The sequence below is a fragment of the Pseudorhizobium flavum genome, from assembly GCF_044142885.1.
GTDB lineage: Bacteria > Pseudomonadota > Alphaproteobacteria > Rhizobiales > Rhizobiaceae > Neorhizobium > Neorhizobium flavum.
Genome location: NZ_JBIOKZ010000005.1, coordinates 1 through 20,132 on the forward strand (window position 1 = coordinate 1; position 20,132 = coordinate 20,132).

The 20,132-nt window shown below is 60.4% G+C and carries 15 protein-coding genes and 1 tRNA gene; 1 reads left to right on the forward strand and 15 read right to left on the reverse strand.

Annotated elements, in window-relative coordinates:
* The 4 genes from tuf (ACEPP2_RS11100) to rpsL form a co-directional block, all read right to left on the reverse strand.
* Positions 1-1,115, reverse strand: a 1,115-nt coding sequence (tuf, locus tag ACEPP2_RS11100; RefSeq protein ID WP_395516657.1) for an elongation factor Tu, incomplete at its 3' end; no start/stop codon positions are given.
* Between the two features lie 65 nt (positions 1,116-1,180).
* Positions 1,181-3,280 (reverse strand): elongation factor G, encoded by a 2,100-nt coding sequence (gene fusA / locus ACEPP2_RS11105; RefSeq protein ID WP_142587110.1) that lies wholly within the window; start codon positions 3,278-3,280, stop codon positions 1,181-1,183.
* Positions 3,281-3,313: 33 nt separating this feature from the next.
* Positions 3,314-3,784: a 30S ribosomal protein S7 gene (rpsG, locus tag ACEPP2_RS11110; RefSeq protein WP_052638109.1), complete on the reverse strand. Its 471-nt coding sequence runs from the start codon at positions 3,782-3,784 to the stop codon at positions 3,314-3,316.
* A gap of 81 nt (positions 3,785-3,865) precedes the next feature.
* Entirely contained in the window at positions 3,866-4,237 is a 372-nt protein-coding gene (gene rpsL / locus ACEPP2_RS11115) for a 30S ribosomal protein S12 (RefSeq protein ID WP_003507760.1), read from the reverse strand.
* 486 nt (positions 4,238-4,723) lie between these two features.
* Here rpsL and ACEPP2_RS11120 point away from each other — a divergent pair, with 486 nt between their 5' ends.
* Positions 4,724-5,020 (forward strand): hypothetical protein, encoded by a 297-nt coding sequence (locus ACEPP2_RS11120; RefSeq protein WP_052638107.1) that lies wholly within the window; start codon positions 4,724-4,726, stop codon positions 5,018-5,020.
* Between the two features lie 59 nt (positions 5,021-5,079).
* Here the strand turns inward: ACEPP2_RS11120 and ACEPP2_RS11125 are convergent, their stop codons facing one another.
* The 11 genes from ACEPP2_RS11125 to tuf (ACEPP2_RS11175) form a co-directional block, all read right to left on the reverse strand.
* Positions 5,080-6,141 (reverse strand): cytochrome-c peroxidase, encoded by a 1,062-nt coding sequence (locus ACEPP2_RS11125; protein ID WP_142587108.1) that lies wholly within the window; start codon positions 6,139-6,141, stop codon positions 5,080-5,082.
* 174 nt (positions 6,142-6,315) lie between these two features.
* Positions 6,316-10,524, reverse strand: a complete 4,209-nt coding sequence (gene rpoC, locus ACEPP2_RS11130; protein WP_052638105.1) for a DNA-directed RNA polymerase subunit beta' — start codon at positions 10,522-10,524, stop codon at positions 6,316-6,318.
* A gap of 188 nt (positions 10,525-10,712) precedes the next feature.
* Entirely contained in the window at positions 10,713-14,876 is a 4,164-nt protein-coding gene (gene rpoB / locus ACEPP2_RS11135; RefSeq protein WP_395516658.1) for a DNA-directed RNA polymerase subunit beta, read from the reverse strand.
* A gap of 247 nt (positions 14,877-15,123) precedes the next feature.
* On the reverse strand, positions 15,124-15,501 hold the full coding sequence (gene rplL, locus ACEPP2_RS11140) for a 50S ribosomal protein L7/L12 (protein ID WP_052638101.1): 378 nt from the start codon (positions 15,499-15,501) through the stop codon (positions 15,124-15,126).
* Positions 15,502-15,561: 60 nt separating this feature from the next.
* Complete coding sequence (gene rplJ / locus ACEPP2_RS11145) at positions 15,562-16,080, reverse strand: 50S ribosomal protein L10 (protein WP_077546166.1); 519 nt, start codon at positions 16,078-16,080, stop codon at positions 15,562-15,564.
* A 339-nt stretch (positions 16,081-16,419) separates the two neighbouring features.
* A complete protein-coding gene (rplA, locus tag ACEPP2_RS11150) occupies positions 16,420-17,115 on the reverse strand; it encodes a 50S ribosomal protein L1 (RefSeq protein ID WP_142587105.1) in 696 nt (231 codons plus the stop codon).
* 2 nt (positions 17,116-17,117) lie between these two features.
* Positions 17,118-17,549: a 50S ribosomal protein L11 gene (gene rplK, locus ACEPP2_RS11155; protein ID WP_052638095.1), complete on the reverse strand. Its 432-nt coding sequence runs from the start codon at positions 17,547-17,549 to the stop codon at positions 17,118-17,120.
* A gap of 145 nt (positions 17,550-17,694) precedes the next feature.
* Positions 17,695-18,225, reverse strand: a complete 531-nt coding sequence (nusG, locus tag ACEPP2_RS11160; protein ID WP_281979143.1) for a transcription termination/antitermination protein NusG — start codon at positions 18,223-18,225, stop codon at positions 17,695-17,697.
* A gap of 14 nt (positions 18,226-18,239) precedes the next feature.
* Positions 18,240-18,440 (reverse strand): preprotein translocase subunit SecE, encoded by a 201-nt coding sequence (gene secE / locus ACEPP2_RS11165; protein WP_052638091.1) that lies wholly within the window; start codon positions 18,438-18,440, stop codon positions 18,240-18,242.
* A 191-nt stretch (positions 18,441-18,631) separates the two neighbouring features.
* Positions 18,632-18,707, reverse strand: a tRNA-Trp gene (locus ACEPP2_RS11170).
* Between the two features lie 219 nt (positions 18,708-18,926).
* A complete protein-coding gene (tuf, locus tag ACEPP2_RS11175) occupies positions 18,927-20,102 on the reverse strand; it encodes an elongation factor Tu (protein ID WP_152340366.1) in 1,176 nt (391 codons plus the stop codon).
* Between the last annotated feature and the right edge of the window lie 30 nt (positions 20,103-20,132).

Consider the following 20,132-nt stretch of genomic DNA (forward strand, 5'->3'; position numbering starts at 1 on the left):
AAGCGCAGCTTTTCTTCCATCGCGATCGGAACGATCAGCTCGACGTCAACCGTGACGTTGTCGCCAGGCATGACCATTTCCGTGCCTTCCGGAAGCGTCACGATGCCCGTCACATCCGTCGTGCGGAAGTAGAACTGCGGACGGTAGTTCGTGAAGAACGGCGTATGACGGCCGCCCTCTTCCTTCGTCAGGATGTAGGCTTCTGCCTTGAACTTCTTGTGCGGCTTGACCGTACCGGGCTTGCAGAGAACCTGGCCACGCTCGATGCCGTTACGGTCGACACCGCGAAGCAGCGCGCCGATGTTGTCGCCGGCCTGGCCCTGGTCGAGCAGCTTGCGGAACATTTCAACGCCCGTGCAGGTCGTCTTCGTCGTCGGACGGATGCCGACGATCTCGATTTCCTCACCGACCTTGATGACGCCGCGCTCGACGCGACCCGTGGCAACCGTGCCGCGGCCCGAGATCGAGAACACGTCTTCGACCGGCATCAGGAAGGGCTGGTCGATCGGACGCTCAGGCGTCGGGATGTAGGCGTCGACAGCGGCCATCAGCTCGCGGATCGCGTCTTCACCGATCTTCTTGTCCGAATCTTCCAGGGCAGCAAGAGCCGAACCCTTGACGACCGGAATGTCGTCGCCCGGGAAGTCGTAGGACGACAGGAGTTCGCGCACTTCCAGCTCGACGAGCTCGAGAAGTTCTGCGTCGTCGACCTGGTCGACCTTGTTGAGGAACACGACGATCGCCGGAACGCCAACCTGACGGGCAAGCAGGATGTGCTCGCGGGTCTGCGGCATCGGGCCGTCGGCAGCCGAGCAGACCAGGATCGCGCCGTCCATCTGGGCAGCACCGGTGATCATGTTCTTCACGTAGTCGGCGTGGCCGGGGCAGTCGACGTGCGCATAGTGACGGTTGGCCGTCTCGTACTCGACGTGGGCCGTCGAAATCGTGATGCCGCGCGCCTTCTCTTCAGGAGCGGCGTCGATCTGGTCATACGCCTTGAACTCGCCGAAGTACTTCGTGATCGCTGCCGTCAGCGACGTCTTGCCATGGTCAACGTGACCAATCGTGCCAATGTTGACGTGCGGCTTCGTCCGCTCAAACTTGCTCTTTGCCATTTCCGGCTCTCCGTTCTTTAGCCCCTTGCGGGAGAATGTTCTATGGGTTCAGAGGGATACCCCGGTCACTTCTGACCGGAGTACTTTGCCTGGATTTCCGTTGCCACGTTGGACGGGACCGGAGCGTAGTGGTCGAACACCATCGAGTACTGCGCGCGGCCCTGGCTCATGGAGCGCAGGCTGTCGACGTACTTGAACATGTTCGCAAGCGGCACGTGCGCGTTGATGACAATCGCAATGCCGCGCTGTTCCTGGCCCTGGATCTGGCCACGACGGGAGTTCAGGTCGCCAATCACGTCGCCGACGTAATCTTCCGGCGTGACAACCTCAACCTTCATCATCGGCTCGAGAAGCTGGGCACCAGCCTTCTTGGCTGCTTCACGGAAGCAGGCACGCGAGGCGATTTCGAAGGCGAGGACCGAGGAGTCGACGTCGTGGAAGGCGCCATCGATGAGGGTCGCCTTGACGCCGAGCATCGGGAAGCCAGCCAGCGGACCGGAGGACAGGACGCTCTCGATACCCTTCTGGACACCGGGGATGTATTCCTTCGGAACGGCACCACCGACGATCTTGGATTCGAAGACGAAATCTTCGCCATCCGGGTTCGGTTCGAAGACGATCTTGACGCGGGCGAACTGACCGGTACCACCGGACTGCTTCTTGTGCGTGTAGTCTTCTTCCGTCTGGCGTGTGATCGTTTCGCGATAGGCAACCTGCGGAGCACCGACGTTGGCTTCTACCTTGAACTCACGACGCATGCGGTCGACGAGAATGTCGAGGTGAAGCTCACCCATGCCGGCGATGATCGTCTGCCCGGATTCCTGATCGGTCTTGACGCGGAACGATGGGTCTTCAGCTGCCAGACGGTTGAGCGCGAGGCCCATCTTTTCCTGGTCGCCCTTGGACTTCGGCTCGATCGCGATCTGGATGACCGGCTCGGGGAACTCCATGCGCTCGAGGATAACCGGCTTCAGGGGATCGCAAAGCGTGTCGCCCGTCGTCGTTTCCTTGAGACCAGCCAAGGCAACGATGTCGCCTGCAAAGGCTTCTTCGATGTCTTCACGGCTGTTGGAGTGCATCTGCAGCATGCGGCCGACGCGCTCGCGCTTGTCCTTGACCGTGTTGAGAACCGAAGAGCCCTTCTCGAGCTTGCCGGAGTAGACTCGGGTGAAGGTCAGCGAGCCGACGAAGGGGTCGTTCATGATCTTGAACGCCAGCATCGAAAGCGGCTCGGAGTCGTCAGCGTGACGCTCGATCTCGGCTTCGGTCTTGAAGTCGATGCCCTTGATCGCAGGAATGTCGAGCGGCGACGGCAGGTAGTCGACAACCGCGTCGAGGAGCGGCTGAACGCCCTTGTTCTTGAACGCGGTACCGCAGAACATCGGGTGGAACTTCACGTCGATCGTGCCACGGCGAACGAGTTCGCGGATCTTGTCGTTGTCCGGCATGTCGCCGTTCAGGTAGGCTTCCATCGCTTCTTCGTCGATCTCGACAACCGTCTCGATCAGCTTCTCGCGATATTCCTCGGCCTTTTCCTTCATGTCGTCCGGGATCTCGACGACATCCCAGGCAGCGCCCAGGGACTCGTCGCGCCAGACGAGCGCGTTCATCTCGATCAGGTCGACAACGCCCTTGAAGTCGCTTTCAGCGCCGATCGGCAGCTGCATGACGACAGCAGTCGCGCCGAGGCGGGTCTTGATCATCTCGACCGAGCGGTAGAAGTCGGCGCCGGTCTTGTCCATCTTGTTGCAGAAGATCATGCGCGGAACATGATACTTCTCGGCCTGGCGCCAGACGGTCTCCGTCTGCGGCTCTACGCCGGCATTGGCGTCCAGCAGGGCGATCGCACCGTCGAGAACGCGCAGCGAACGCTCGACTTCAATCGTGAAGTCGACGTGGCCGGGGGTGTCGATGATGTTGAAGCGGCGCATCTTGCCGTCGCGACCCTTCCAGAAGGTCGTGGTGGCAGCGGACGTGATCGTGATGCCGCGCTCCTGCTCCTGCTCCATCCAGTCCATGGTGGCTGCGCCATCGTGAACTTCGCCGATCTTGTGCGACTTGCCCGTGTAATACAGGATGCGCTCGGTCGTCGTGGTCTTGCCGGCGTCGATATGCGCCATGATACCGAAGTTTCGGTAGTCTTCGATTTTATATTCGCGAGCCATAGGACTGCCTTTCGAAATTCGATCGGATGAAGATTACCAGCGGTAATGCGAGAAGGCGCGGTTGGCGTCGGCCATCTTGTGCGTGTCTTCGCGCTTCTTGACGGCGCTGCCACGGTTGTTGGCGGCATCCATCAATTCACCCGAGAGGCGATCGATCATCGTGGTTTCGTTGCGCTTGCGGGCTGCGGCGATGAGCCAGCGGATCGCAAGAGCCTGACGGCGCTCCGGACGAACATCGACCGGAACCTGGTAGGTTGCACCACCGACGCGGCGCGAACGGACTTCGACATGCGGAGCGACGTTGTCGAGAGCCTGGTGGAAGATTGCCAGGGGCTCCTGCTTCGCCTTGTTCTGCACGGAGTCGAACGCACCATAGACAATGCTTTCAGCCACGGACTTCTTGCCGTGGAGCATGATGGCGTTCATGAACTTGGTGACGACCAGATCGCCGAACTTCGGGTCCGGGTTGATCTCACGCTTTTCTGCACTGTGACGTCGGGACATACTTCTCGTCTCTCAAGAGTTGCAGGCGCTTTATCACGCGGAGAACCTCGCGCAGCGCCGAATAGAATGAAATCCGAAGGATTACTTCGGACGCTTCGCACCGTACTTGGAACGGCGCTGCTTGCGGTTCTTGACACCCTGGGTATCGAGGACGCCGCGGATGATGTGGTAGCGAACACCCGGCAAGTCCTTGACGCGGCCGCCGCGGATCATCACCACGGAGTGCTCCTGGAGGTTATGCCCCTCGCCCGGGATATAGCCGATGACTTCGAAGCCATTCGTCAGGCGGATCTTGGCGACCTTACGCAGAGCCGAGTTCGGCTTCTTCGGGGTCGTGGTGTAGACGCGGGTGCAAACGCCGCGCTTCTGCGGATTCTCCTGCAGAGCAGGAACCTTGTTGCGCTTTACCTGTGCCTGACGCGGCTTGCGGATCAGCTGGTTTACGGTAGGCATATAACCATCCCTTGCAAAATCTTCTTCCAAACCCTTTCGGGCCAATCTGATGCCGTCTCCGGCGGCGACACACACATTCATGCGCAAAACGTGGCCCTATCCGAAATCCGGATGGACCACAGAAGGCAGAGGACGCATTCCTCATGCGTCATGCGTGCAGCATTCGTGTCTTCAACGTGCGTCTGGAACCGCGTTTGAGACGTACTCCGGGACGAGTCGTTCCGGACGGACAAGCCTCACGTCGCTTCCGATGGTGGGGCGTTTACTGTTTTAGCCCCTCCCCGTCAAGACCGAGGCGGAAAATAATGGCTTTCAGCCTTCCAAGCGCCGGTCGACGACATAAAGTTAAGACTTCACACCGCATTGCGCAAGCGAGTGGGTGCAGCCCACCGTCGATACTTTGCGAAGGCCCGCGATGCGCCTACCATTCAGCCAACGAGGACTCAAGGTGAGTCCCGCTCGATAAATACCCCAACGGAGTTCAGTATGGTGACCGCCCCCGACAACGATAACAATCTGGAAGGACCAATGGTGTTCATCATCATCGGCAAGGCCTATGAGAGCAAAGACATGCAGGGTATTGACCTGCACATCATGCTGCAGGCGCCGGATGACGATTCCGCCGTACGCGAGGCGCTGAACGCCCTGTCGGAAGAGGGTTTCGTGGAAGCAGACCTGGACCAAATCGGCGTGCTGCAGGAAGTGCCGCTCGAAGAGCCGCATGCTTCCGCCTATCAGGGTGCGCTCGAGGGCGAAGTTGCCATTATCCGTTTTGCCCCATGAATCAGGAGCACCCGCCGGCGCGCCGGCGGGTGCCCAATTCATTCAAGCAGCATTTTCCCTTACTGGGAGGACGGGATGATGCTGATTGGCCTCGGGGTTTCGGCCGTCTCGGCCGGAAGGATCGGATAGGTGATTTCCGGAACCCTGCCTGTCAGCGAATTGAGGAACGCCACGATCAGGTCGATTTCCTCATCGGCGAGATTCTCGCCCAGTTGCGATTCACCCATAATCGCGACCGCCTGCTTCAGATCCCATACCTTGCCTGAGTGGAAGTATGGCGCGGTAACGGCGATGTTGCGCAGGGGCGCTGCGCGGAAGACGTAGGAATCGTCCGCCGTTTCCGTGACCATGAAGCGCCCCTTGTCGTTCTCCGGGAGAACATCGGCGCCGGGTCTTTCGACCAGACCGAAGGGGTAGTAGCCCTCACCACCGACATTGATGCCGGCATGGCAAGCGGTGCAGCCCTTGTCGATGAAAAGAGCCAGACCCTGCTTGGCTTCGGTGGTCATCGCATCGGTGTCGCCATTCAGGAAGGCATCGAAGGGTGCAGGCGTGATGAGCGTCGCCTCGAAGGCTTCTATCGCCTTGGCAAAGTTATCGAAGGTGACCGGATCTTCCTCATCCGGGAAGGCTGCCTTGAACCACGTGACGTAGTCGGGCATCGACTTCAGCATCGCGATGACGTTGTCCGGCGTGTTGGCCATTTCGACTCCAGCCTGGACCGGCCCTTTGGCCTGGGCCTTAAGGTCGTCGGCGCGGCCATCCCAGAACTGGGCGATGTTGAAGACCGCGTTCAGCGCCGTCGGCGAGTTGCGCGGGCCCTTCTGCCAGCCGTGGCCGATCGAAGTCTCCAGGTTGTCGTCTCCGCCCGTCGCCAGGTTATGGCACGAGTTGCACGAGAAGACGCCGGATGCCGAGACACGCGGGTCGAAGAAGAGGGCCTTGCCCAGTTCGATCTTTTCCGGCGTGATCTTGTTGTCCTTGACCGACGGAATCGTCGACGGCAGGGGTTTGAAGAGTTCGAGCGCGGTTTCCCTGAGATCTTCGGGAACCGGTTCGGCCGCGATTGCGGCTGTCGCCAGCAAGACGCCCAGGGCGACTGACGACATGAGCTTTTTCATTTGAGCCTCCGTTCTTGAGTGAACATGACTCAATCTAGAAGGCTTCCAAGGTAGCGCATTGCCATAGGTCAAGACTTCAGCGGTTGCTAATACTCCATCGGCCCCAGAATGCGAAAACGCCCGGCTGAGCCGGGCGTTTTTTGTTTTTCGAACGGATGATTACAACACCACCGATTACTCGGCGGGGGTGTTCTCGCCCGACAGTTCCTGCAGCATCGGCGTTGCGGCCGAAGCACCCGAGCTCTTGCGGCGCTCCTCGAGGATGAGGTCGTCGCGCGAGGTGGCGATACGGCGGATCTGGGTCATGGTGCCGCCCGTACCGGCCGGGATCAGGCGGCCGACGATGACGTTCTCCTTCAGCCCCTGCAGCGTGTCGGTCTTTCCGGCGATCGCCGCTTCCGTGAGAACCTTGGTGGTCTCCTGGAAGGATGCGGCCGAGATGAACGACGGCGTCTGCAGCGAAGCCTTGGTGATGCCGAGCAGGACAGGTTCGCCCGAGGCCGGCTTCTTGCCTTCCTCGACCAGCTGGTCGTTGACGTCGTCCAGTTCAATCCGGTCGACATTGTCCCCGACAATATACTGGCTGTCGCCCGCATCGGTGATTTCCACCTTCTGCAGCATCTGACGGACGATCACCTCGATGTGCTTGTCGTTGATGACAACGCCTTGCAGTCGGTAGACTTCCTGGATCTCGTTGACGAGGTAGGAAGCCAGAGCTTCCACGCCCTTGATCGCCAGGATGTCGTGCGGCGCAGGATTGCCGTCGAGGATGTAGTCACCCTTCTCGATGTAGTCGCCATCCTGAAGATGGAAGGGCTTGCCCTTCGGGATCAGATACTCGACCGGCTCGACACCATCTTCGGCAGGCTCGATCATCACGCGACGCTTGTTCTTGTAGTCGCGGCCGAGGCGGATCGTACCATCGATCTCTGCGATGATGGCGTGATCCTTCGGACGACGAGCCTCGAACAGCTCGGCAACGCGCGGCAGACCACCGGTGATGTCCTTGGTCTTGGCGCTTTCCATCGGAACACGCGCGAGGACGTCACCCTGGCTGACCTTCTGGCCGGGCTCGACGGACAGGATCGCGTCGACCGACAGCATGAAGCGGGCTTCGCCACCACGGGCGAGCTTCATGATGTTGCCGGATGCATCCTTGATGACGATCGCAGGCTTCAGGTCGGTACCGCGCGGCGTCGACCGCCAGTCGATGACCTGACGCTTGGTGATGCCGGTCGATTCGTCGGTCGATTCGGAGACGGAGATCGAATCGACCACGTCTTCGAACTGAACGGTGCCTTCGACTTCCGTCATCATCGGGCGGGTGTAAGGATCCCACTCGGCCAGACGCTGGCCGCGCTTGACCTTGTCGCCATCGTCGACGAACAGCTTGGAGCCGTAAGCCACCCGCTGCGAAGAACGCTCAACCCCGCGCTCGTCCAGAATGGTGATGGCCATGTTGCGGCCCATCGCCACCAGAACACCTTCCGAGTTGCGGAGGATGTTGCGGTTCTTGATCTGGACGGTGCCCTCGTAGGAGGCTTCGAGGAACGACTGGTCAACCACCGTTGCCGTGCCACCCAAGTGGAACGTACGCATGGTGAGCTGCGTGCCCGGTTCACCGATCGACTGTGCAGCGATGACGCCGACGGCCTCGCCCATGTTGACCGGCGTACCGCGTGCAAGGTCACGGCCGTAGCAGACCGAGCAGACACCCGTCTGGACTTCGCAGGTCAGCGCCGAACGGATGCGGATCGACTGGATACCAGCCTTCTCGATCTCGATGACATCGGGCTCGAGGATCATCTTGCCGGCATCAACGATCCGCTCACCCGTGACCGGATGATCGATGTCGTCAAGCGCCGTACGACCGAGGATGCGGGCTCCCAGCGACGCCACGACCTGGCCGGCATCGACGATGGCCGTCATCGTGAGGCCCCTCTCGGTGCCGCAATCGACCATGTTGACGATGCAGTCCTGCGCAACGTCGACGAGACGGCGGGTCAGGTAACCCGAGTTCGCCGTTTTCAAGGCGGTGTCTGCGAGACCCTTACGGGCGCCGTGCGTCGAGTTGAAGTACTCGTTCACGGTCAGGCCTTCCTTGAAGTTCGAGATGATCGGCGTCTCGATGATCTCGCCCGACGGCTTGGCCATCAGGCCACGCATACCGCCCAACTGGCGCATCTGGTTCGGAGAACCACGAGCACCCGAGTGCGACATCATGTAGATGGCGTTCATCGGCTTCTGGCGGTTGGTTTCCGGATCGAACTCGACAGCCTTGATGCGGGCCATCATGTCTTCGGCAACCTTCTCGGTCGCCTTGCCCCAGGCGTCGACGACCTTGTTGTACTTCTCGCCCTGAGTGATCAGGCCGTCGTTGTACTGCTGCTCGTATTCCTTCACCAGAGCTTCAGTGTCACCGACGATCTTCACCTTGGTTTCAGGGATGATCATATCATCCTTGCCGAAGGAGATGCCGGCCTTGCAGGCATTGGTGAAGCCGAGCTGCATGATGCGGTCGCAGAAGATCACCGTGTCCTTCTGGCCGCAGTGACGGTAGACCGTGTCGATCATCTTGGAGATGTTCTTCTTGGTCATTTCCTGGTTGCAGATGTCGAAGGGTACGTTCGGGTTCTTCGGCAGAAGCTCACCGATGATCATGCGGCCAGGGGTCGTCTCGTAGATCTTCGAGACAGGCTTGCCGTTCTCGTCGACCGTCTTGAAGCGGCCCTTGATCTTGGCGTGCAGGGTGACGACCTTGTTTTCCAGAGCGTGGTGCAGTTCGCCCATGTCGGAGAAGGCCATGCCTTCGCCCGGCTCGTTCTGGTTCTGGATCGACAGGTAATAGAGGCCGAGAACCATGTCCTGCGACGGAACGATGATCGGGGCGCCGTTCGCCGGATGCAGGATGTTGTTCGTCGACATCATCAGCACGCGGGCTTCGAGCTGAGCCTCGAGCGACAGCGGCACGTGAACGGCCATCTGGTCACCGTCGAAGTCGGCGTTGAAGGCGGTGCAGACGAGCGGGTGCAGCTGGATCGCCTTGCCTTCGACCAGGATCGGTTCGAAGGCCTGGATGCCCAGGCGGTGCAGCGTCGGCGCGCGATTTAGGAGGACCGGATGCTCGCGGATGACCTCGTCGAGGATATCCCAGACTTCCGGCTTCTCCTTTTCGACCAGCTTCTTGGCCTGCTTGACGGTCGAGGAGTAACCCTTTGCGTCGAGACGGGCATAGATGAAAGGCTTGAAGAGCTCGAGCGCCATCTTCTTCGGCAGGCCGCACTGGTGCAGCTTGAGTTCCGGACCGGTCACGATGACGGAACGGCCGGAGTAGTCGACGCGCTTGCCGAGAAGGTTCTGGCGGAAGCGGCCCTGCTTGCCCTTCAGCATGTCGGAGAGCGACTTCAGCGGACGCTTGTTGGCGCCGGTGATGACGCGGCCACGACGGCCGTTGTCGAACAGCGCGTCCACAGATTCCTGCAGCATGCGCTTTTCGTTGCGGATGATGATGCCCGGGGCGCGCAGTTCGATCAGGCGCTTCAGACGGTTGTTACGGTTGATGACGCGACGATAGAGATCGTTCAGATCAGAGGTCGCGAAGCGGCCGCCATCGAGCGGAACGAGCGGACGCAGGTCCGGCGGGATCACCGGCACAACCTTCATGATCATCCATTCCGGACGATTGCCGGACTCGATGAAGTTCTCGACGATCTTCAGCCGCTTCATCAGCTTCTTCTGCTTCAGATCCGACGTGGTGTCGGCAAGCTCGGAGCGCAGATCACCGGCGATCTTGTCGAGGTTCATGGAGGCGAGCATCTCGTAGATTGCCTCGGCACCGATCATGGCGGTGAACTGATCTTCGCCGAACTCGTCGACGGCGATCATGTACTCCTCTTCGGAAAGAAGCTGGTTCTCCTTCAGAGACGTCAGGCCCGGCTCCGTCACGATGTAGTTCTCGAAATAGAGAACGCGCTCGACGTCCTTCAGCGTCATGTCGAGCAGCGTCGAGATGCGCGACGGAAGAGACTTCAGGAACCAGATATGGGCAACCGGAGCGGCGAGCTCGATATGGCCCATGCGCTCGCGACGAACGCGCGACAGCGTGACTTCGACGCCGCACTTTTCGCAGATGATGCCCTTGTACTTCATGCGCTTGTACTTGCCGCACAGGCACTCGTAGTCCTTGATCGGGCCAAAGATGCGCGCGCAGAAGAGACCGTCGCGCTCGGGCTTGAACGTACGGTAGTTGATGGTCTCCGGCTTTTTGATTTCGCCGTAGGACCAGGAGAGAATCTTCTCGGGGCTCGCGATCGAGATACGGATCGAATCGAAGTGCTGTGCCGGCACCTGCGGGTTGAAAAGATTCATGACCTCTTGGTTCATGCCTATCTCCTTACGGGGCAAACGCCCTCAACTTGCGATCATGACCTTCCCAATTCCCGGGACGGAAAGTCTGTCGCTCAAAATGGTCATAGCCGCAGAATGCGGCGAAACTTCCCCTGCCCTTTCAGCCCTGGCCGAACGGGAGGAGAGCGGCGCGCGCCAGCCTGTAGCGCGCGCCCTGTCGGAGATTATTCGGCCGCGTCCGGCAACTGGCCTGCCTCGGCGTCAAGCTTCGAGTTTTCGAGCTCGACGGAGAGACCAAGCGAGCGCATTTCCTTGACGAGAACGTTGAAGCTCTCCGGAATGCCGGCCTCGAAGGTGTCGTCGCCGCGGACGATCGCTTCGTAGACCTTGGTACGACCAGCCACGTCGTCCGACTTCACGGTCAGCATTTCCTGCAGCGTGTAGGCAGCGCCGTAAGCCTCGAGAGCCCAGACCTCCATTTCCCCGAAGCGCTGGCCGCCGAACTGCGCCTTGCCGCCCAGCGGCTGCTGCGTCACGAGCGAGTACGGACCGATCGAACGGGCGTGGATCTTGTCGTCAACGAGGTGGTTCAGCTTGATCATGTACATGTAGCCGACGGTCACCTTGCGGTCGAAGGCCTCACCCGTCCGCCCGTCATAGAGGACGGACTGGCCGGAAGAATCGAGACCTGCCTTGCGAAGCATGTTCGAAACGTCAGCTTCATGCGCACCATCGAAGACCGGAGTGGCGATCGAAACACCGCGCTTGGACTGCTCGGCGAGCCGAACGAGCGAGTCATCGTCGAAGCTTGCGACTTCGTCGTTGGCCACGCTGGCATACACGTCCTTCAGCTCCCGCTTCAGGTCACTGATGTCGTTCGACTTCTTGTATTCCTCGAGCATCTCGCCGATGCGCTTGCCCATACCGGCGCAAGCCCAGGCGAGGTGCGTCTCGAGGATCTGACCGACGTTCATGCGCGACGGCACGCCGAGCGGGTTCAGGACGATGTCGACATGCGTACCATCTTCGAGGAACGGCATGTCCTCGACCGGAACGATGCGCGACACGACGCCCTTGTTGCCGTGACGGCCGGCCATCTTGTCGCCCGGCTGGATCTTGCGCTTCACGGCGACGAAGACCTTGACCATCTTCATGACGCCCGGGGGCATTTCGTCACCGCGCTGGACCTTCTCGACCTTGTCCATGAAGCGCTGTTCAAGGCGCGACTTGGATTCGTCGTATTGTCCACGCAGGGCTTCGATCTCGCCCTGGACCTTCTCGTCCTCGACCGCGAACATCCACCACTGCGACCGCGGGTACTCCGAGACGACGTCGTTGCTGAGCTCGACGCCCTTCTTGAAGCCCTTCGGGCCTGCGACCGACTTCTGGCCACGCAGCATGTCGATCAGACGACCGTAGACGTTACGGTCGAGGATCGCCTGCTCGTCGTCGCGGTCCTTGGCGAGCTGCTCGATCTCCTCGCGCTCGATCGCCATGGCGCGTTCGTCCTTCTCGACGCCGTGCCGGTTGAAGACGCGCACTTCGACGACGGTGCCGAAGGTGCCCGGCGGCATGCGCATCGAGGTGTCGCGGACGTCCGATGCCTTCTCGCCGAAGATGGCGCGCAGAAGCTTTTCTTCCGGCGTCATCGGGCTTTCACCCTTCGGCGTGATCTTGCCGACGAGAATATCGCCCGGCTGCACCTCGGCACCGATGTAGACGATGCCGGCCTCGTCGAGGTTCTTCAGCGCTTCTTCCGATACGTTCGGAATGTCGCGGGTGATTTCTTCCGGACCAAGCTTGGTGTCACGTGCCATCACTTCGAATTCCTCGATGTGGATGGAAGTGAACACGTCGTCCGACACGATGCGCTCGGAGAGCAGGATCGAGTCTTCGTAGTTGTAGCCATTCCAGGGCATGAACGCGACGAGCGCGTTACGGCCGAGGGCCAGATCGCCGAGGTCGGTCGAGGGACCGTCCGCGATGATGTCACCCTTGTCCAGAACGTCACCGACGGCAACCAGCGGGCGCTGGTTGACGCAGGTGTTCTGGTTCGAACGCTGGAACTTCTGCAGTCGATAGATATCGACGCCGGAACGGCCGGCCTCGAGATCTTCCGTGGCGCGAATGACGATACGGGTCGCATCGACCTGGTCGACCACGCCGCCACGACGGGCAGCGATGGCAGCACCGGAATCACGCGCGACGACCGGCTCCATGCCGGTACCGACGAACGGAGCTTCGGCGCGAACCAGCGGCACGGCCTGACGCTGCATGTTCGAGCCCATGAGAGCGCGGTTGGCGTCGTCGTTTTCCAGGAACGGAATGAGAGCGGCGGCAACCGAGACCAACTGCTTCGGCGAGACGTCCATCAGGTTGATGGTGTCGCGCGGGGCAAGCATGACTTCACCGGCATGACGGCAGACGACGAATTCCTCGACGAAGGAGCCATCGCTTGTCAGTTCCGCATTCGCCTGGGCAACGTAGTACTTCGCCTCTTCCATGGCGGAGAGGTAAAGCACGTCGTTGGTGACCTTGCCGTCGACGATCTTGCGGTACGGGCTTTCGATGAAGCCGTACTTGTTGACGCGGGCGAAGGTCGCAAGCGAGTTGATCAAACCGATGTTCGGGCCTTCCGGCGTCTCGATCGGGCAGATACGGCCATAGTGGGTCGGGTGAACGTCGCGAACCTCAAAGCCTGCACGCTCACGCGTCAGACCACCCGGGCCAAGAGCCGAGAGACGGCGCTTGTGGGTGATTTCCGAAAGCGGGTTCACCTGGTCCATGAACTGCGACAGCTGAGAGGAGCCGAAGAATTCGCGGACGGCGGCAGCAGCCGGCTTGGCGTTAATCAGGTCCTGCGGCATGACGGTGTCGATCTCGATCGACGACATGCGCTCCTTGATCGCACGCTCCATGCGGAGCAGGCCGAGACGGTACTGGTTCTCCATCAGCTCGCCGACGGAACGAACACGACGGTTGCCGAGGTTGTCGATGTCGTCGATCTCGCCCTTGCCGTCACGCAGCTCGACCAGCATCTTGACCACGGCCAGGATGTCTTCCTTGCGAAGCGTGCGGACGGTGTCCGGAGCGTCGAGGTCGAGACGCATGTTCATCTTCACGCGGCCAACCGCGGAGAGGTCGTAGCGCTCCGCATCGAAGAACAGCGAGTTGAACATGGCTTCGGCCGATTCCATGGTCGGCGGCTCGCCCGGACGCATGACGCGGTAGATATCGAAGAGCGCTTCCTGACGGTTCTCGTTCTTGTCCGCGACGAGCGTGTTGCGGATATAGGCACCGACGTTGATGTGGTCGATGTCGAGGATCGGGATCTCGGTAAAGCCGAGGGCCATCAGGTCCACCAGGTTGCCCTTGCGTTCGCCGGACTTGGCATCGACTGCCATCTCCAACTCTTCGCCGGCTTCCATGTAAACTTCGCCCGTTTCCGGGTTGACGATGTCTTCAGCAACAAAGTTGCCGACGAGGTCTTCGTCGCTGGCGCGGAGGGCCTTCAGACCCTTGTCGGTCAACTGACGAAGGAGGCGCGGCGTGAGCTTCTTGCCGGCTTCCACGACCACTTCGCCGGTGTCGGCGTCGATCATGTCGGACAGAGCCTTGGCGCCCTTCAGCGTCTCGGGCTGGAACGGAATCCGCCAGCCGTTGCCGTCACGGACGTAGTCGGACTTCGTGTAGAAGGTCGACAGGATCTCTTCGCCGTCCATGCCGAGCGCCATCAGCAGCGACGTCGCCGGAATCTTGCGGCGGCGGTCGATACGGGCGTAGACGATGTCCTTGGCGTCAAACTCGATGTCGAGCCAGGAACCACGGTAGGGAATCACGCGGGCAGCGAAGAGCAGCTTGCCGGAAGAATGGCTCTTGCCCTTGTCGTGGTCAAAGAAGACGCCCGGCGAACGGTGCATCTGCGAGACGATGACGCGCTCGGTGCCGTTCACGATGAACGTACCGTTGTCGGTCATGAGCGGCATGTCGCCCATGTACACGGACTGTTCCTTGATGTCCTTGATGGACTTCGCGCCGGTATCCTCGTCGATATCGAACACGATCAGACGAAGCGTCACCTTCAGCGGCGCTGCATAGGTGAGATCGCGCTGGCGGCACTCCTCGACGTCGAACTTCGGCGGCTCGAATTCATAGGAGACGAATTCAAGCATCGAGGCGCCGGAAAAGTCGGTGATCGGGAACACCGACCGGAAGACTGCGTTCAGACCTTCGTCCGGACGGCCACCTTCTGGCTCTTCCACCATGAGGAACTGATCGTAGGACGCCTTCTGAACCTCGATGAGGTTCGGCATCTCAGTGACTTCGGGGATCTTACCAAAAAACTTGCGTACGCGCCTGCGACCATTGAACGTAAGGGTCTGAGCCATCGTCGCTCCTTCAAAAATGCATCCGGGCCTACAACGGACGGGATTCGCTGGCCAGTCGATCCCGTCAACATGGGTGTCAAACTCGTCCCGCTTTTCGAACTGCCGGCCGGATTGCCGAGCCTTTCGAACGGGGACCATCCTCTTGAGAACCCATTACCCAAAAGCCGTTTCACGGGCTTTTGGGTAATAAGTTCAGGGGAATGAGCGATGGGAGAGGACTGTCGTCCCCTCCCGCCGTATTCCGATATTACTTAACGTCGACCTTGGCGCCGGCGTCCTCAAGCTTCTTCTTGAGGTCAGCAGCTTCAGCCTTGGAAACGCCTTCCTTGACAGCCTTCGGAGCGCCTTCGACGAGGTCCTTGGCTTCCTTGAGGCCGAGGCCGGTGATGCCGCGGACTTCCTTGATGACGTTGATCTTGTTGGCGCCGGCATCGGTGAGGATGACGTCGAACTCGGTCTTTTCTTCTTCGGCAGCAGCCGGAGCAGCACCACCGCCAGCAGCAGCAACAGCTACCGGAGCAGCGGCAGAAACGCCCCACTTTTCTTCGAGCATCTTGGACAGCTCGGCAGCTTCCAGGACGGTCAGCGAGGAGAGGTCTTCAACGATCTTTGCGAGATCAGCCATTTTCATATTTCCTTTTGTGTTCGGTTCGAACTGGTTCGATAATTACAGCGAAAAACCGCCTTACGCGGCTTCGTCCTTCTTTGCGTAGGCCGCAAACACGCGAGCAAGCTGAGCTGCCGGTGCCTGAACAACCCCAGCGATACGCGTCGCCGGCGTCTGGATCATGCCCAGCAGCTTTGCGCGCAGCTCGTCCAGCGAAGGCAGGGTCGCAAGCGACTTGACTGCATCGGCGCTGAGCGTGGTTGCTCCCATGGAGCCGCCCAGGACAACGATCTTGTCGTTGGTCTTGGCGAAATCCATGACGACCTTCGGAGCGGTGATGGGATCTTCGCTGTAAGCGATGAGCGTCTGACCCTTGAACAGGTCCGACATCCCTTCCGACTCCGTGCCCTGAAGAGCGATCTTGGCCAGACGGTTCTTCGCGACTTTGACGGTGCCGCCAGCAGCGCGCATCTTCGAACGAAAATCGTTCATCTGCGCAACTGTGACACCAGCATAGTGGGCCACGACAACCGAACCGGAAGCCTTGAAGACTTCGTTCAGCTCCGTGACAAATTCGCGCTTTTCCGCTCTTTCCACTGTCTGTCTCCAGTTGACGGGACCGCAATCCTGCAGGCCCCATCGGTTTGCCTTTGCCCCAAGGGATCTCTTAATCAAGATCCCAAGCGACGCTTGAGGATCCTGTCCCCCCGCACTGTCGCCGAAGCGGCTCCAGGCACAAGGCACACAAGGCTCGAACCGAACATCCAGACGCGAAGTCTGCGATGAAATCCGTTCTTACCCGTCTCATGCAGGCAAAGTGATTAAGGATGAACCACCTGCAATCTCGGACAGGAAATCCAGGTTTCCCTGGACATTCCCGGCCCCAAAGGACCGGGAATTCTTAGCCGGAGCCGCAAGCGGCCCCGCTTGTTCGTCTCAGGCCGTAACCGTCGACGGATCGATCTTGACGCCCGGACCCATGGTCGAGGAGATCGCCACGCGCTTGACGTAGTTACCCTTGGCGCCGGCCGGCTTTGCCTTGATCACGGCGTCAGCGAAAGCCTTGATGTTCTCTTCGAGAGCCTTGGCGTCGAAGGAGGCCTTGCCGATGCCGGCATGAACGATACCAGCCTTTTCGACGCGGAACTCGACAGCGCCGCCCTTGGACGCCTTGACGGCACCCGTGACGTCCATGGTGACGGTCCCGACCTTCGGGTTCGGCATCATGCCACGTGGCCCAAGAACCTTACCGAGACGACCGACGAGCGGCATCATGTCCGGCGTGGCGATGCAGCGATCGAAGTCGATCTTGCCACCCTGGACGATTTCCAGCAGGTCTTCCGCACCGACGATGTCGGCGCCGGCTGCCTTGGCTTCGTCAGCCTTGGCACCACGAGCGAAGACGGCGACGCGGACATCGCGGCCCGTGCCGTTCGGCAGGTTGACGACGCCGCGGACCATCTGGTCGGCGTGACGCGGATCGACGCCGAGGTTCATCGCAATCTCGATGGTTTCGTCGAACTTGGCGACTGCCCGTTCCTTGACGAGGGAAATCGCATCCGACAGCGCGACCAGCTTCGTCGGATCGATGCCTTCGCGGATCTTCTGAATACGCTTTGCGAGCTTAGCCATGATCAAGCCACCACTTCCAGGCCCATGGAGCGGGCGGAGCCCTCGACCATTGCCATTGCGCCTTCGATGTCGGCTGCGTTGAGATCCTTCATCTTGGCCTCGGCGATCGTACGCACCTGGGCCTTGGTGATCGTGCCGGCCTTGCCGCCCTTGCCGGGCGTCTTCGAACCGGACTGAATCTTCGCTTCCTTCTTCAGCCAGTAGGTCACCGGCGGCTGCTTCATCGCGAAGGTGAAGGACTTATCCTGGTAATAGGTGATGACGCACGGAATCGGCATCCCCTTTTCCATTTCCTGCGTGGCGGCATTGAATGCCTTGCAGAATTCCATGATGTTAATGCCACGCTGACCAAGTGCGGGGCCAATCGGCGGGGACGGGTTTGCCGATCCTGCCTTGACCTGCAGCTTGAGCTGGCCTGCAACTTTCTTAGCCATTTCTCTCTGCCTTTCTACTCTGACCGGTGTCCCGGCCGATGACTGCCGGCAAGGCCGGCGGCTGCGGTTGCGTGGTCGGATCGGTTAAGGCCCGGCTTCAGGCCGCCGTCTCCCACGCGGTTCGGAGAGTTGCCCCTCCTTGCGATCAGACCTTCTCGACCTGAGCGTATTCCAGTTCAACCGGGGTCGCGCGACCAAAGATCGAAACCTCGACCTTGAGGCGCGAACGCTCCTCGTCGACATCCTGAACGGTGCCGTTGAACGAGGCGAACGGACCGTCGGATACCCGAACCTGCTCGCCGATTTCGAAGCTGATCGAGGACTTGGGACGCTCGACGCCTTCCTGGACCTGGCCCAGGATGCGCTCTGCCTCGAAATCCGGGATCGGAACCGGCTTCGAATCGGACCCAAGGAAACCCGTCACCTTCGGCGTATTCTTGATCAGGTGATAGGCTTCGTCGGTCAGGTTCGCCCGCACCAGCACATAGCCGGGGAAGAACTTGCGCTCCGAATCGACCTTGCGGCCGCGACGGACCTCCACCACCTTCTCGGTCGGCACCAGGATCCTTTCGAACAGATGATCAAGGCCCTTCTGGCGCGCCTTGTTCTCGATGTCCTCGGCAACCTTCTTCTCAAAATTCGAATATGCGTGGACGATGTACCAACGCGCCGCCATCTTCATCTCCACAATCAATTGCCGATGTTCAGCACAAGGCCGATCAGCCAGCCGATAAGCTGGTCAGCAGCAAAGAAAAACAGCGCAGCGAATATGACCATCAGCAGGACCATCGCAGTGGAGATCATCGTCTCCCGGCGCGAAGGCCAGGTAATCTTGGAGGCCTCGGAGCGAACCTGCTGCAGAAACTGTACTGGGTTGGTCTTGGAAGCCATCGATGTCCACGCCATTACGGCACGTAAAGCTGATCTCGTTCAGCCCCACGCACCGCGTGTCTGTTTTGCCCTACATAGACTCCCATTCCCGCTTTCACAAGAGGGAATCGATGTCCGATGAAATTCGCCAGTCGCATGACCGACAGCCCCGCCCTTCGACACCGCCGCGACGGTCCGCGCAACGGAAGGACTGGCAGGGGCAGCCGGGCTTGAACCGACGACCTGCGGTTTTGGAGACCGCCGCTCTACCAACTGAGCTATACCCCTTGATCATCCCCGCGACGCATCGTGCCGCCGGAACACGCGGCTTAATATTCAACTTGCGTGGCAATGACAAGCATTATTCGCGGCAAAAAATCCCTGCCCCGGACTTTCTTCCCTAGCCCGATATCACCGGCCGGTGAAGCGCCTCGCGCTGCCCGCCCCACGAAAAAAGCCCCGCCTTTGCCGGCGGGGCTTCACTATTTCCCGTGAGGGAAAGGTCGATTACTCGATGATCGAGGCGACGATGCCGGCGCCGACGGTGCGGCCGCCTTCGCGGATGGCAAAGCGCAGCTTTTCTTCCATCGCGATCGGAACGATCAGCTCGACGTCAACCGTGACGTTGTCGCCAGGCATGACCATTTCCGTGCCTTCCGGAAGCGTCACGATGCCCGTCACATCCGTCGTGCGGAAGTAGAACTGCGGACGGTAGTTCGTGAAGAACGGCGTATGACGGCCGCCCTCTTCCTTCGTCAGGATGTAGGCTTCTGCCTTGAACTTCTTGTGCGGCTTGACCGTACCGGGCTTGCAGAGAACCTGGCCACGCTCGATGCCGTTACGGTCGACACCGCGAAGCAGCGCGCCGATGTTGTCGCCGGCCTGGCCCTGGTCGAGCAGCTTGCGGAACATTTCAACGCCCGTGCAGGTCGTCTTCGTCGTCGGACGGATGCCGACGATCTCGATTTCCTCACCGACCTTGATGACGCCGCGCTCGACGCGACCCGTGGCAACCGTGCCGCGGCCCGAGATCGAGAACACGTCTTCGACCGGCATCAGGAAGGGCTGGTCGATCGGACGCTCAGGCGTCGGGATGTAGGCGTCGACAGCAGCCATCAGCTCGCGGATCGCATCTTCACCGATCTTCTTGTCCGAATCTTCCAGGGCAGCAAGAGCCGAGCCCTTGACGACCGGAATGTCGTCGCCCGGGAAGTCATAGGACGACAGGAGTTCGCGCACTTCCAGCTCGACGAGCTCGAGAAGTTCTGCGTCGTCGACCTGGTCAACCTTGTTGAGGAACACGACGATCGCCGGAACGCCAACCTGACGGGCGAGCAGGATGTGCTCGCGGGTCTGCGGCATCGGGCCATCGGCAGCCGAGCAGACCAGGATCGCGCCGTCCATCTGTGCAGCACCGGTGATCATGTTCTTCACGTAGTCGGCGTGGCCGGGGCAGTCGACGTGCGCATAGTGACGGTTGGCCGTCTCGTACTCGACGTGCGCCGTCGAGATCGTGATGCCGCGCGCCTTCTCTTCAGGAGCGGCGTCGATCTGGTCATACGCCTTGAACTCGCCGAAGTACTTCGTGATCGCTGCCGTCAGCGACGTCTTGCCATGGTCAACGTGACCAATCGTGCCGATGTTGACGTGCGGCTTCGTCCGCTCAAACTTGCTCTTTGCCATTGAATGCTTCCTGTGGACTGATGTGGACCC